This window comes from Natronococcus pandeyae, assembly GCF_008122205.1.
Classification (GTDB): domain Archaea; phylum Halobacteriota; class Halobacteria; order Halobacteriales; family Natrialbaceae; genus Natronococcus; species Natronococcus pandeyae.
In genome coordinates this window covers 55,877-69,967 of record NZ_PHNJ01000004.1, presented here as the reverse complement: position 1 = coordinate 69,967, position 14,091 = coordinate 55,877, and the positions used below count along the sequence as shown (strand labels likewise).

Genomic DNA, 14,091 nt, shown 5'->3' with positions numbered 1-14,091 from the left:
GGTATTAAAAAGCCGCCGGGAATCGGCTTCGGTTTCGCGGGCGATGGTCGCCTGCGGACTGACAGCTGCAATCGTCACCGCGCAGACACCGGATTGCGAGGATCTCCTTGGCCCGCGCGATACTGCCGCCCCCGTCGGCGTCCGTCGATCAGGAACCGGCAGCGCTCGGTGATTTTATCACGGAGAAATGACTAGTCAATATGATGTTAGATAGGCGATCGAGCGGGGATGAGCGGTCGATCGGCATCTGAACCGATCGGCGACGGTTCTGTCGACTCGCAGCGGGCACTGGAATCGCGACGGTTGCCGGCGTCGGGAGCGCGGTGCCGGCGACGGCGCGGGAATCGACGGGGACCGTGCAGTGGCGCTTCGAGACCGACGACGCGGTCGAGTCGTCGCCGACGGTGGTCGACGGCACCGCGTACGTCGGTAGCTGGGACGGCGCCGTCTACGCCGTCGACGCGGCGTCCGGCGAGGAGGCCTGGCGCGTCGAGACCAGCGGACCGGTTCGGTCTTCGCCAACCGTCGCCGACGACACCGTCTTCGTCGGCACCAACGGGGGCGCCGTCCTCGCGGTCGACGCGGCGTCCGGCGAGGAGGCCTGGAGCGTCGAGACCGACGACGTCGTAGACGCGTCGCCCACGGTCGCAAACGGCACCGTCTTCGCCGGGAGTTACGACACTCACCTCTACGCGCTCGAGTCGGCCACGGGCGAAGAACGGTGGCGCTTCGAGACCGGCGACTGGATCCTGTCGTCGCCCACGGTCGCCGACGACACCGTTTACGTCGGGAGCGACGACAACCACGTCTACGCGATCGATTCGGAGTCCGGCGAGGAGGCCTGGCGCGTCGAGACCGACGACGTTGTCGAGTCGTCGCCGACTGTGGCCGACGGCACCGTCTACGTCGGAAGCGACGACAGCAACGTGTACGCGATCGACACGAGGTCGGGCGACGAAGCGTGGCGCGTCGAAACCGACGGACCGATCCGATCCTCGCCGACCGTCGCCGACGGCACCGTCTTCGTCGGGAGTCTCGACGGAAACGCGTACGCGATCGACGCGGAGTCGGACGAGGTGGTCTGGCGCTTCGAAACCGATTCCTTCGTGGAGTCGTCGCCGACGGTCGCCGACGACACCGTCTACGTCGGCAGTTACGACGCGAATGTCTACGCGATCGACGCGAAGTCGGGCGACGAAGCGTGGCGCATCGAAACCGGCGACTACGTGATTTCGTCGCCGACCGTCGTCGACGGTACGCTGTTCGTCGGCAGCCACGATCACGACCTGTACGCGGTAGACGTCGGGGATGCCTCGAGCGACTGTTCCCGAGTGCTCCTCGGCACGCTCGGTCACCACGGCGAGCCGCACGGATCGACGGACGACGCGTCGAACGGGACGAAGTCTGACGAGACTTCCGACGACGATGCGGGAACCGGCGACGACCGCGAAAACGAGACGCCGGCCGACGACGAATCCGATACCGACGACGAGGACGGCGCTGACGGACTCTCCGGTCCCGGAATCGTCGGCTCGCTCCTCGGTCTCGGCGGTGCGAGCTAGCTGCTCTCGAGACGAGCGGACCGAGACGACGGCGTTCGGTGATCGGTCGTCGGCTATCGACGGAGCCGCGCCTCGATCGCGAGACGTCTACCGCGGTGAGCGCGTCGGATCGGTCGATCGGTAGCGTCGTGATGTCGCCCAGGTCGGGTTGGGTGGTCTTCCGTTCCACGGTGGCCGATTCGAACGTGAAACCCCGACGGCTCCACGACTCGATCCCGGGCCGTCGAATCGCCGATTTCGCTCTGCGTGGACGGTGCTGAGAGTACACCGACTCGCTGAGAGAATGAACACCACGAAAGTCCCACCTGAGTCGGCTGCCTGGCCAGCCATCTCGGGTTGAATTAAAAAGGGGCTTTCGTGGTGGTCTCACCGGACGCTGATTACTCCCGGGAGTATCCGAATACGGTCTCTGCGCGGGGGAAAACCCACTTGAGCGCCGCGAGCGTAGCCTCTTCTATGCAGAGTATCTACGAGTGCTCGGACTGTGGATCCCACTTCAGAGGGACCCACCGAGGGTGTTCACTCTGCGGGAAGAGCGGAGACACGAGTCGCGGAACCTGTCGTCGCTGCGGCGGCCGACTGATCGAGTCACCCGACCAGCGCTGTCCGACCTGTGGCTCTAAAGACGTAACGCGGGTTTCGTTCGACGCCACGTAGCTGTCAGACCGGACGGGGATCGAGTTGTCGTCCCGACGTGGCCGGCTGGTAGCCTCGATCGGGCCGTCCGCCCGCCGCTTTCAGCCCTCGAGCGCCGCCGCCGGCGGCAGCGTGATCGTGAACCTCGATCCTTCGCCGGGTTCGGAGTCGACCTCGATCTCGCCGTCGTGGCGTTCGACGATGCGCTGGCAGAGCGCGAGGCCGATCCCGGTCCCCGACTCCTCGTCGTGCGTGTGCAGTCGCTGGAACAGTTCGAATATCCCATCGATCTCGTTCGATTCGATCCCGATCCCCTCGTCGCGAACCGAGACGGCCCATCCCTCGTCGGACTGCTCGGCCGAGACGTGTACACGAGGCGGCTCGTCGCCGCTGTACTTGATCGCGTTACTGAGCAGGTTCTGGAAGAGTTGGCGAAGCTGATCGGAATCTCCGGCGACGTACGGCAGCGACTCGATGGTGACGTCGGCGTCCGTCTCCTCGATTTGCATCTGGAGATCGGATTGTACCTCCGCGAGCACGTCCTCGAGGTCGACCGGTGCGAACGGATCGCCGCGCGTGTCGACCCGGGAGTAGGCGAGCAGTCCGTCGATCATCTGGCGCATCCGATCGGCGCCGTCGACGGCGAACTCCAGGAACTCCTGGCCGTCCTCGTCGAGTGCGTCGTCGTACCGACTCTCGATCAGCGTGAGGTAACTCGTTACCATCCGCAGCGGCTCCTGGAGATCGTGTGAAGCCGCGTACGCGAAGTGCTCCAGCCGTTCGTTCGACTCCTCGAGTTCCGCGACGAGTTCCTCGAGTTCCCCCTGGTACTGCTGGCGCTCGAGTTCGTAACTGAGCCACTGGGTGGCGAGTTCGACGAAGCTCCGTTCCGCAGGCGTAAACGGCGCCGTCCGGGTCGAGCTGTCGGCGAAGCAGATCGTCTTGTATTGGCCTCCGTCGAGGGAGATCCTGGACCCGACGTAGGCGTCGAAATCCCACCGTTCGTAGGATTGGTCGTCCACTCCGCCCTGGGACGGGACGTTGTCCAGGGCCAGCAGCTCGTCCGATTCGATCGTTCGCTGGCAGTAGGTTTCCGAGAGCGACGTCGTCGTTCCCGGCTGCAGTCGCTCGTCCTCGCTGATCGCGTAATCGACCTCGAACCGATCCCTGTCCGCGTCGATACTGGCGACGAAGCCGACGTCGAGACCGAGCCGTTCGCGACCGAGTTCGAGCAGGAGGTCGACCTTCTCGTCGAACCCGTGTTCCGAGTCGGCCGTGATCTCGTAGAGTCGCTGGAGCGTCCAGTTGTTCTCCCGGAGCTCTCGCTCGAAGGTCTTCTGTTCGGTCACGTCCCGGAAGTAGACCGAGAGGCCGGTCTCGGAGGGGTACGCGTTCACCTCGAACCACGCGTCGAGCGACGGCACGTACTCCTCGAACGACGCCGGCTCCTGGGTCGCCATCGCCGTCCGGAACTTCGATTCGAGCGTCGATTCGGCGTCGGGGAACGCCTCCCACAGCGACCGGCCGATCAGTTCCTGACTCTCGGCCCCGATGAGGTCGGCGGCACGGTCGTTGGCGTGAGTAAACGTCCAGTCGGGATCGAGACCGATGAACGCGTCCGTGATTCGGCTGTAGACCTCGCCGAGTTCCTCCTCGAGTCGTCGCTGTTTGGTGACGTCTCGAACGACACAGACCATGCCGCCGTCGTCCGTCATCGAGAGTGAGTGATCTTCGACGAACTGCGTGCCGTCGCTACGCAGTCCGATAGCCTCCCCAGTCCAGGTCCCTCCGGACGAGAGCCGCGGGAAGACGTCCTCGTGGATCTCGTCGACTACGTCTTCCGGACAGAGCGCTTCCCAGTGCATCCCGAGCATCTCGTCGGGGTCGTACCGGTAGAGGTCGGCGTACGCGTCGTTCACGTAGACGAACTCACCGTCCTCGTCGAGGAGGCTGATCCCCTCGCTGGCGGTTTCGAGCGTACGGACGATCCGTTCCTGTGACGGTTTCGAGACGGTTCGATCTGCCTGCTTCGTCCGAGAATCGCGGTCCGAGGCTACGTTCTCCGCCGCGGAGGAGAGGACGTCCGCGACGCGCTGGAGGAACTCGACGTCAGGGTCGTCGTACGCGTGCCGTTCGCTCGAGTAGGTCTCGAGGACACCCCACGGCTCGTCCCCGGAGCCGACGGCGACACGGATCCCGCTCGCCACATCGTGGGTCGTGAGCAGCGCCGACTCCGACCCAGTCCCGTCCGATTCGTGATCGCCGACGATCGGTCCGTCCGACCGGAGAACGTCGTCGACTCGAGATTCCTGTCCGATCGGAACCGTCCCGTTCTCGCTCGCGGCGTCGTCCCAGCCGACGCCCGCTCGGAGAACCGCCTCGTCGTCTGCGGGACGGAGCTCGAGAACGTTTGCGTACTCCGTGTTCACCGTATCGACGACGACGGTCACCGCATCGCGAACGAACTTGTCGAAATCGTCGCTTTCGAGGGCCCGGCGAGCGAGATCGGTGACCACCTCCTGTCGCCGAAGACGAGCGGCGGTCGCCGAATCCGCGTCCCGATGGGACGGTGACGTCATTGGAGTTACTGATGCTGCCAGATGCAAAAGCTCTCTGCTACCGTATGTGAAACGGACGCGCGATCTCTCAGGGTGCCGTTTTCTCCCTGTAATGGACAACTCGTTCCTGCTCGGTTCGGTCGTCGTGATCGGATTCGAACCCTCCGATCCGTTTGCGTACCGGGCCGTCGACGACCCGTTTCGACGGGATGCTTTTTTCCGTCTGCAGCCTATCTCGAGTATGTCTACCAAGTCGCCGGTGTACTGCCCCGTCTGTAACGAATCGATAGAGGATGACGAGAATCTCGAGCACCACCTGGTCTACGAGCATAAACCCCGCGAGTTAGCCAAGCGACTCGTTTCCGAGTGGGAAGCGGAGGAGTTCGGCGACGCCATGTGAGGGTTCCAAGCGATTCCTGCCGACCCGCTGTGCGGACGATCTCGCTGCGAGCAGCGGGCAGCGCTGAAACGTGAAGATACCGCGCCGCGATGTGCCACGTCGCCTGATATCGAATTTACAGTTACGACTCGGCACCCGGTACCACCTTGTCGGCGTTACTGCATCGATCGAACAGTGACCGGACGTCCGTCATCTTCTACAGCGCCACCTGTAGAGTATTTGCCAGTGACTCCGCTCCCGGGCCGACGGTATCGTCGACTCCATCGAACTCCCCGTCCACAGCGGTGCTCGCGGATCGGTGGAAACTACGTGGGAGACTGATACGACGGCGTTGCGTTCGTTATCTCGATCGTGTAGTCCACGATATCGTCTTCCACGCTCATCACCTCGAACGCCCACTCCTCTTCGTCCGCCAGTTCGGCCGTGCTCGTGACGGACTCGTCGACCTGATCGCCGTCTGCGTCGTAGAACTCGACGTGTAGTTCGACGGACTCGAGGTCCTCACCCGTATTGTTGACAAGGACTCCCGAAACCGTGGACGAGAGGTCGTCTCCGACGAGTTCGTCTTCGGTGATGTCGAGCCCTTCGATCACCGACCCGGTCTCTTCGTCCTCGGTGTCGTCGTCGCCGTCGTCGTCATCAGTGCCGGTCTCGTCGTCATCAGTGCCGTTGTCGTCGTCATCAGTGTCAGTCTCGTCGCCGTTTGCATCGTCAGCACCGGCGTCGTCAGCCTCGTCGTCGGATCCGTTTTCATCGCCGGCATCATCACTGGCGCAACCAGCGATGATCGCTGAGAGTGCGGTACCTGTCCCAAGCAGCACCTTCCGTCTATGCATGGTGACGGCAACATATACTGGTTTCAGACTTGGGTATACGCTGCCTATGCTGTGACCGAAGAGCGTTCGCGAGCGCTACGGTGATCATACTCCGGACTCGTCTCGGTTTCCTCTCTGAAACTACTATCGAGATACGGCCATCACACGCGCAAGTGGTGTTCGGATATCTCGTCGTTGAGTTCAGAGACCCTACTCCCTGCTGGGCAGATACGCTCTCCGAAGAGATTCCTGCCGACCCGCTGTGCGTACGACCTCGTTAACATCACCGATCTGTCGCTCCCGATGTTCGTTCCGTGGGAGTGATGCAACCCGATCGTATGCCCGATTTCGTGTGCAATCGTCTGTCGCACGAACTCCCTGGAAAGAGCCGACGGCTCGGCCGCCATCCACGCGATCCCATAGCGATCGACCGGCTCACAGCACGTGGGAAGTATCGCAGGGGATGCGATTCCGTTTCCAGTTCCAATCTCGGCGTGGTGGGAGAGCAGGATATGAGTGTCAACTGACGATCGCTGACGGTTGTACCCCGTCCAGTTCACCAGCGACTGCCCTGCCTCTCGAGACTCGTCGCTGAACGTCGACAGTGTCGGTGGCAGTGATGCGACGTGCTGTGGAACGGTGCGCGTCTCGTACTCCAGTTCGAGCGAACTCGAGAAATGGGGGTCGAGAATGCCGTTCACTGCTTCTTCAGCGAGTCGTTGGCCTGTATCACTGTGCTGTCCTGCTTCGCGGAACCGACTCGTGAGTTCGTCCGTCTGGTAGACTGCGACAGTTATCGTCTTCGACGTTCGAATGCGACGAACTCCCTGGTCGAGCGCAACCACGCCCCCAGCCGTGGTCCCCATCCCTTTAAGGAAGGTACGACGCTTCATGCCGCCTGACTATATACCAACCTGATAAATCTTTTCTGGTTAGAAAACAGTTCACTGCACTTGATGCGGCAGAGGTGCCCGATACGAGAAAACGAACTCAGAGACTCACGAAGACGTGTAGCGGCCGAGGACGGCACCGGCAAAGAAGAGAACTCAGGTGGCTATGGGGAGTATCGGGCTTCTATCAAAAACGGTCCGTGAGCACGTCTATAGTAACAACTGAAACGATTTACACACTGATCGCACGACAGCTGTGCGATCAGGTGTGCATTGACTTTCAGTGGCTACTATAGTGCAGCACTCCGCTGACGTCTGTCCGTTGCGTGATTGGTGCGATCGTCGTCTGTTGTCGGAATGTGCGAATAACGATTCTACTGATAGGCTTCGAACTCCTGGCCGAAGATCGCGAAGTAGACGACTCCAATCATTCCGATGATTGCCGCGATCGTAAACGAAAGCTCCGGGCTGACGAACTCCCAGAGGTATCCACCGAGCGCGCCGCTGGGAATCACGATCGCCCCGCGAACGAAGTAGTACGAGCCGGTGACCCGACCGCCGACACCTCGCTCGGCTGGACCGACGATCAGCGCCTTGTGAGCTGGGAGGCCGGCGAATCGTAGCCCCGAGAAGGCGAACAGCGCGATCAGGATCCAGACGTTCTCAGGCGCGAATATCAGCATGACCGGGAAGATCGCATACACGAAGAAACCGAGGCCGACGACGGGCTTGAGACCAGTGTACTCGGCGACTTTGGCCATCGGAGCCATCGAGAGCAACGCGATCAGCATCTCGACGCCTAGAAGAAGGCCGAAGAACGCGGCCGGCGAGAGGTCGATCGTCCCGACGACGGGAAGCGTCGCCGTGAACCCGATCTCCATCATCTGGGTGATCACCAGGATAAAGAAGACGTACACCATCCCGTTGGCGAACCGAACGAACGTGTCGGCTACCAGCAGCGGCCGCAACGGGTCGGGGAGCGCTCGCAGGTCACCGGCGATCTGGCCGAACCCCTCGAACTCCTTGCCGACGGAATCCTCGTCGGCTTCATACAGCAGGTGCTGGGCGACCGTCCCGAGGATGGCGAAGACGATGCCGATCGCGAGCACCCACAGGAAGCCGGGCATGAGTTCATCAGCGACGAGCACGGCAACGATCAGCGGCGCGATCAGGAACGCCGTCCGCCGGAACGTCTCCGTACTGGCAAACCCGCGAGCCAAACGACTGGGTTCAGTCGCCTGTTTGACGATCGCGTAGTGGCCGCCGATTCCGAACGACTTCCAGCACTGAGCGAGTAGCAGGCCGACGAAGACCCAGACCCACGGCTCGAGGACGATCACTCCAAGGTCGATCGCGGGGATGTAAGCCGCGGTCAGCCAGATTACGAATCCGAACGTCGAGAGAAACCCGAAGACGGTCAGCGCGTATCGTGATCCAACGCGGTCGGAGACGACTCCACCGTAGTAGGGATAGACAGCTCCGATAACGTTCCCGAGCGTGGCGAACAGGCCGACGATAAACCCCGTTGCACCGAGGAAGACGAGGTATTCCGGGAGGAAACGATTGGTCATCTGGAAGCCCAGACTGAACGCGAACATCGCCAGCGAGAGCACGAGGACATCTCGCTGGAGAGAGAAGAACTGGCGGAATACGTCCAGCGGACCTGTTCTCTCCGTTTCGGCAGTGACTTGCTCTTGGCTCATCTGTAGCGATCTCTCGAGTAATCACTTGCTCGACGATTCGAGTCGATCGAAACGGTCCTGGACGCGGCTCTCGATTTCGTCACGTTGAGCGCGGACGGTATCCGCGTCGTCACTACGCGGATGGGGTAACTCCCAGCGCTCAGTCGTTCCAGCCCAGTCGTCAGGCGTGAACTGAGCGGCCGAACAACCCATCGTGCTAACGTACTCGGCACCGGAAACGTCGTCGGGCGTTATCTGGCGCGGAGTGCGATCCTCGACGTCGGTTCCCTCTTCTCGCAGTGCCTCGACCACGTTGTCGTGGACAGAATCGTGAGGATCGGTGCAACCGGTGACAATTTCGACAGTAGCGTCGAGGCCCCGCTTCTCTCGTTCCCGTTCTGCGAACGCAGTCGCCATTTGACTGCGACCGGCGTTCCCGACGCAAACGAACGCGACGTTAGTCATAGTCGTAGTTCATGCCTGGGTAGTATATAGATTTGCACATACCATCAATCGATATCGATTTACCAGGGTAGCGTGTTTATTCTGGTCGAGGCTTCAAAAGGAACTATGACCGGCCGGAAAAACGCGATGCTCACGACGGAGGACCGGCGATGGCTAACAGGTGAAAAGCGCTACGAGGGAGAACACGCGAAGCAGCAGCGCTATCAGCGCCGCCGGGACATCCGGGAACGGGTCTATAACTCGTTACTCGATTTTTCCATCCTGTTCGAGCATCTCGAGGAAGACGAGCGGGAGAAACTATTCGGACGGCCGGGCACAGACCAGAAAGAACTCACTGATGATCGGCAGCTCGCCACCGGTGTTCGTGACGCCCTCGCGTTTTTGTTGTATAATACGGGAGTCACCTCGATGATGAATTCGGATACCGGTCGTGCAGATCCGGTTGCAGAATGGGTTCTCACTGAAGCGCTTCATCGGGCGGGACAGAAAGACGGGATTCTCGTCGAGGATGTCGAACTCGACATTGACGCAGTGGACTTCCCGCGCACGTCGCTTCTGGCGGATCTCGAAGCGGGGAACGAACTCTCGCCGAGAGAACTCCGACTGCTGCTCGAAAGCGAAGACGTCGATACGCGGAACGTCCAGGACAATATTCGAGAACAGCTCTTTGACGACTGACAATGACGATTCCAGAACGGAGGACTATTCGATGACAACCACGACTCCGACCGACCTGTTCGAGCGGGAACTGCAGAAGCTCTATCACGCAGAGCTGGAAATCCTCGACCTCCACGCTGATCTTGCGGAGGCCGCGGCGAGCGATGAGGTAGAAGCGCTGTTTACAGATCACGAGGCGGATACCGTCGAACAAATCCACCGCATCGAACGGATATTCGACGAATTAGGCGAAAAGCCCCAGGCCTCGGGAAGTCCGGTCATGGAGGGAATCCTCGCAGAGAAGGACCAGATCGTTTCCACGAACGCTCCTCCGGAGCTTCGCGATTTAGACGTCCTGAGCACTGGGATGATGAACGAACGATTCGAAATTACGGTGCTCGACCGCTTGTTACTGGTAGCGGCCGATCTAGATGTCACTGATGAGATCACGACGGAATTAGCGGCGAATCGGCAAGAGGCGAAGGCTGCACTCACCGAGATGAAAGCGATCGTCGAACGGAGACGACTCGAATGACACGCAGACAGGTCGCACCTGAGCATTGGCGTCCGGAACAGAAGTTGAAGCGACTTCATACGAAGATCGCGTTCGATTCGGAACGGATCTACTTCCGGTTTCGATGGACCCAGCCGAATCCTGGCGGCTGGCTCCACGATATGTTGGTCTATCGAGACGGGAAGTGGACGCAGTTCGCAAACCCGTCCCCGTGGGTCGGGGAGGGCGATACCCCAGAGCACACAGGCTTCTACGAAGACCGCGTAAGTTTTCTTCTCGACGACGGGTCAGTAAAGGGGTTCGAGGAGTTCGGCGGCTGGCTGACCGTCCACACTGGGATGCGATCGATGCCCAGCGAGGTACCCGAAGCAGCGGTTCGATCGCACGACCACTTCGGCGCGGATGGCCTCGACAAGACCGACATCCGGAAGTTCATCCCACAAGCGTGTACGGGCGACTGGTGGGAAAACGACTGGCGAACGGTTCGATCCGAAGCGGAACTCGAGGAACTCAAGCAAAACGGCGTGTTCCTCGATCTCCCGATGTGGCGGGCCCACCGGAGCAATCCGAAGGGCTACGGAACGGACCACCACGTCCTCGACTACCGACACGGCGATCAGGGGCGCAATACGTACACCACCCAGGAGTGGGATCCAGAAGACGGGCCGGAGTATATGTGGGATCCTGACGTCGTCGACGGGGGAGCACTCGACTATCACGAGATCCGAGAGGGCAACTTCCCGGATCAGCAAGACGGAACGTATGCGCTGGAGATGGAGGACGCCGTCCCGTTCGATCCCGACGTCGCAGAGCGAGAAGGGGCGATGATTCCGCGCCGCCCGCTTCGAGAACCGTACGGGAGTGCTGCAGACTGGCGTGGAACCGGCGTCTGGAACGACGGGGAGTGGATCGTCGAAATGTGGCGCGACCTGCAGACAGACCATCCGACAGATACGAAGCAACTGGAGCGCGGTGAGACGTACACGTGGACTCCAGCTGTTCACCACGGAGCCGGCAAGCGCTGGCACTGGGTCGCGTATCCGTACAAACTCGGTCTCGGGATCGAACCGGATTACACCGGCGAACAACACGCCCACGGAACGACCGAACTCATCGCCGAGGAGTTCACCGGTGACGAGCCCAACTGGGACGAGATTTCGACGTATACTGTTCCGCTCGTCTTCCCCGGAGTGATGGATTGGACTGCTCTCACGAGCGACCACTCACGAGCGGAGGCGATCCGGAACGCTGAGATCACGATGTGGGAACTCTACGAGAAGGATCCAGCATCGTTCCTCGAGTGAGCGATCTCTTTCCTGTGAGTATCGATGAGTAGTGACTACACTCCCTGTTTCGAAAAGGAGCGCTCCCTCGTACGGTACCCGTTCCCAGACTCCCAAGTACGTCTCGAGTACGATCACCGGTCACTCACTGAGTCCCGATTGTAGTGGTGGGGCGAGTCGGCAGCCTTCTCGACCGGAAGCCTGTAGAACACGATGTATCAGTGGTTGACTGTCACTGAGTAGTTCCGTCTTCAGGACGGGCTCCCAGATTCCGACCATACGCTCGCCCTCTTCTTCGTTCTTGAGCAGCGTTGGCGCAAGGCGAGAACTACAACCAGAATCGTACAGTCACGCCTGTAGTACAACCTGAGTCGCTGAAAAGAAGTCCCCGAAGAGCGTTGCCACTATCGAGGTCGCTTTAACGGTCGGCGACGGCGCCGGCGAATCCGAGTTCGGTTCCACCGCCGGGCGTCTTCCAGGTCAACTCCGCTCGCCGGAGGGCGGCCGGATCGTTCCCCGACTTCGACCACTTCTCGAGCGCTTCCGCGGCGACGGCCCACACGGTCTCTTTAGACGTCACGAATATTCGATCGAATGTTCTCGGCCGTCTCCTCGTCGAGTTCTAGTTCCGGGTGTGAGCTGTTTGCATGTTCTTCAGCCTGGGCCATAACCTCCTGTTCGGTCTCAGCTTCGATCGTCGCGTGACATCCCTCCAGGGGGCACTCGAGTTTCTTCGTCATGAGTTAGCTAGTTGCACGCCATCGTCGATCATAACAGTATCACAGGGGCGAATCGCGAACGAGAAACGAGCGGGAAGGATGAAACACGATGTGTTTGACCCCTGGTGACCGATCACGACCTCTCGTCGATCGATTTTCGGAGCGTATCGCATTCGCGCCCCCTGTTCAGCACAACTCCTGGAATCCCAATACGCATCGCTCACGACGTTGTTCACGGTGAGAAGTTGGGTCGGACTGAACCACGAGGACTTCGCTTCGCTCGTCCTCGAGGCCAAATCCTCCTCGTACATGCCTGTCGCTCGCAGACTTGCTCGCAACAGAAGCATGGGGTCGGAGAGATTTGAACCACGGTCGGAGCAAGCTCCTCCCTGATTCAAATCCTCCTCATCCAAGACTCACCGCTCACGATGTTGTTCGCGGTGAGGAAATGGGGTCGGAGGGATTTGAACCCCCGATCGACTGATATCTCCGGTGCGCCTCGGAACTCCAGAGGGTCATCACACGGACACTGATCAGGTGTCCGATCAGTATATCAGTCTGGAGTGTCGTCCCGGGCGCGGTGCCTCTGGAGTCAGTCGCCATCCCTGGCTTGGCCACGACCCCTCGAGAACACGTTGGGGGATCCGCCCTAAAGTGGTTTCGATTCGGGTTACAGCCAGGGGGCGCGTTCTTCGGGATCGCTCGAGTCGCCCCGACCGGAGTCGTCGTCCGACTCGTCGGTAGCCCCACCGTCGTCCGCCGACGGGACGGAATCCGATTCGGGCACCGTCTCACCGCCGTCGGTAGACGTGCTCGAACTCGAGTCAGCTCTGTCGAACAGTGGCCCGGTGCCGACGGCAGGTGCGGTCTCCGAGGTCACCGACGCCGGCGGAGAGGTGACGCTCGAGGGTAGTTCGTCGATCGTCTCGGACGCGGTCGTCTTCGACGTGGAGTCGTCGTCCCCGCGCTCGAGCGGGATGTCGAGCGCGAAGATGGCAGCGACGAGGAGCGCCGCGAGCGGCGCCTGCCCGAAGGCCATCCCCAGCAGGGAAAGCGGCAGCAGGCCGAGCGCGACCGCGCTCCCGAAGCGGAAGCGGTCGATGTCCATGTACTCCCGCAAGTACGACCCGCTGAGGGCGACGCCAAGGGCGAACGCGACCCCGACGACCGCCGCAAGCGTCGCGTTTGCGACGAGTGCAGGGTTGTCCATCACGGCGAACGACGCACCCGCCGGATCCAGGCTCGCGACCAGTCCGAGCCCGATGATGACGGCGGGACTGGGCAGATACTCGCCGATCGTCGCGCTCGCGGTTTTGGCCGCGATAGCGAGGATCACGACCGCCGCGAAGCGCTCGAAGATTTCGGTGTTGAGGACGCTGCCGATCGCCGGCGCCAGCGCTGCCTGGATAGCGGCCAGCAGTATCAGCGGAATTCCGACGAGCAGGACGACTTTCACCTGTTCGCGGGGCGTCCCGCTCATCTCGGCGAGGATCACCGCGACGGTCGCGCTCCCGCCGAAGATCAGGAGACCGACCTGCACGGCTCCCCACGGATCGTCTAACGCACCGGTGAGGATCAGTGCCGGGAAGATGCCGTCGACAAGCGGAAGCATCATTACCAGCGCTAACAGTCGCGTATCGCCACCCACGATGTTCTCGAGGCGAAGGGCGATCGGGTGCTGTGACGTACTCATCGCTCAGGGTCGATGGCCGTGACCCGAGGCCAAGGGGTGTTGTGACGACGAATGCCGTGCTGACTCGAGCAGCCAGCGCATCCGGTCGGGGCCTCGTGCTGTGAGTTTAAATGTAACGTTCCCGAAAAGTTTGGTGGCGACGAAGTCGAAGCTCGTCCGGCCAACGGTTCGGGGGTCGCTGGAACTCACAGCGTGCATACACGAGTGGAACACTGGC

General features: G+C 61.3%; 13 protein-coding genes and 1 tRNA gene. 5 read left to right on the top strand and 9 right to left on the bottom strand.

Translation table 11 applies throughout. The annotated features are described in order from the left end of the window. Positions 1–356: 356 nt before the first annotated feature. Positions 357–1,562: an outer membrane protein assembly factor BamB family protein gene (locus CV102_RS09255; protein ID WP_233710656.1), complete on the top strand. Its 1,206-nt coding sequence runs from the start codon at positions 357–359 to the stop codon at positions 1,560–1,562. A gap of 737 nt (positions 1,563–2,299) precedes the next feature. On the opposite strand, the gene CV102_RS09245 is transcribed toward CV102_RS09255, so the two are convergent. After that, on the bottom strand, positions 2,300–4,777 hold the full coding sequence (locus CV102_RS09245) for an ATP-binding protein (protein WP_148857688.1): 2,478 nt from the start codon (positions 4,775–4,777) through the stop codon (positions 2,300–2,302). A gap of 220 nt (positions 4,778–4,997) precedes the next feature. Between CV102_RS09245 and CV102_RS25860 the strand changes: the two genes are divergently transcribed. Next, on the top strand, positions 4,998–5,156 hold the full coding sequence (locus CV102_RS25860; protein WP_187432907.1) for a hypothetical protein: 159 nt from the start codon (positions 4,998–5,000) through the stop codon (positions 5,154–5,156). 305 nt (positions 5,157–5,461) lie between these two features. Here the strand turns inward: CV102_RS25860 and CV102_RS09240 are convergent, their stop codons facing one another. The 4 genes from CV102_RS09240 to CV102_RS09225 all read right to left on the bottom strand — a co-directional run bounded on the left by CV102_RS09240 (position 5,462) and on the right by CV102_RS09225 (position 9,008). Continuing rightward, positions 5,462–5,977 carry an FxLYD domain-containing protein gene (locus CV102_RS09240; RefSeq protein ID WP_233710655.1) on the bottom strand — a complete coding sequence of 172 codons (516 nt, stop codon included), beginning with the start codon at positions 5,975–5,977 and terminating at the stop codon, positions 5,462–5,464. A 155-nt stretch (positions 5,978–6,132) separates the two neighbouring features. After that, positions 6,133–6,672 (bottom strand): zinc-dependent metalloprotease family protein, encoded by a 540-nt coding sequence (locus CV102_RS09235; RefSeq protein ID WP_233710654.1) that lies wholly within the window; start codon positions 6,670–6,672, stop codon positions 6,133–6,135. A 563-nt stretch (positions 6,673–7,235) separates the two neighbouring features. Continuing rightward, on the bottom strand, positions 7,236–8,564 hold the full coding sequence (locus CV102_RS09230) for an MFS transporter (RefSeq protein WP_148857682.1): 1,329 nt from the start codon (positions 8,562–8,564) through the stop codon (positions 7,236–7,238). A 21-nt stretch (positions 8,565–8,585) separates the two neighbouring features. Further along, entirely contained in the window at positions 8,586–9,008 is a 423-nt protein-coding gene (locus tag CV102_RS09225; RefSeq protein ID WP_148857680.1) for an arsenate-mycothiol transferase ArsC, read from the bottom strand. A 105-nt stretch (positions 9,009–9,113) separates the two neighbouring features. On the opposite strand from CV102_RS09225, the gene CV102_RS09220 reads away from it, so the two are divergent. Genes CV102_RS09220 through CV102_RS09210 form a run of 3 tightly spaced genes read left to right on the top strand, consistent with a single transcriptional unit; the run spans position 9,114 to position 11,483 of the window. After that, positions 9,114–9,686 carry a hypothetical protein gene (locus CV102_RS09220; RefSeq protein ID WP_148857678.1) on the top strand — a complete coding sequence of 191 codons (573 nt, stop codon included), beginning with the start codon at positions 9,114–9,116 and terminating at the stop codon, positions 9,684–9,686. Positions 9,687–9,717: 31 nt separating this feature from the next. Next, positions 9,718–10,200, top strand: coding sequence for a DUF892 family protein (locus tag CV102_RS09215; RefSeq protein WP_148857675.1), 483 nt, complete (start codon positions 9,718–9,720; stop codon positions 10,198–10,200). Next, positions 10,197–11,483: an ethylbenzene dehydrogenase-related protein gene (locus CV102_RS09210; RefSeq protein WP_148857674.1), complete on the top strand. Its 1,287-nt coding sequence runs from the start codon at positions 10,197–10,199 to the stop codon at positions 11,481–11,483. The genes CV102_RS09215 and CV102_RS09210 overlap by 4 nt, the downstream gene beginning before the upstream one ends. Before the next feature lie 397 nt (positions 11,484–11,880). Here the strand turns inward: CV102_RS09210 and CV102_RS25855 are convergent, their stop codons facing one another. From CV102_RS25855 to CV102_RS09195, 4 genes are all read right to left on the bottom strand, one after another. Then, positions 11,881–12,042, bottom strand: a complete 162-nt coding sequence (locus CV102_RS25855) for a hypothetical protein (protein WP_187432934.1) — start codon at positions 12,040–12,042, stop codon at positions 11,881–11,883. Then, positions 12,032–12,202, bottom strand: coding sequence for a DUF1059 domain-containing protein (locus CV102_RS09205; protein ID WP_148857673.1), 171 nt, complete (start codon positions 12,200–12,202; stop codon positions 12,032–12,034). The genes CV102_RS25855 and CV102_RS09205 overlap by 11 nt, the downstream gene beginning before the upstream one ends. A 428-nt stretch (positions 12,203–12,630) precedes the next feature. Continuing rightward, positions 12,631–12,805 (bottom strand) — tRNA-Trp (locus CV102_RS09200). Positions 12,806–12,851: 46 nt separating this feature from the next. Beyond that, positions 12,852–13,874: a DUF5794 domain-containing protein gene (locus CV102_RS09195; RefSeq protein ID WP_148857672.1), complete on the bottom strand. Its 1,023-nt coding sequence runs from the start codon at positions 13,872–13,874 to the stop codon at positions 12,852–12,854. Positions 13,875–14,091 lie beyond the last annotated feature (217 nt).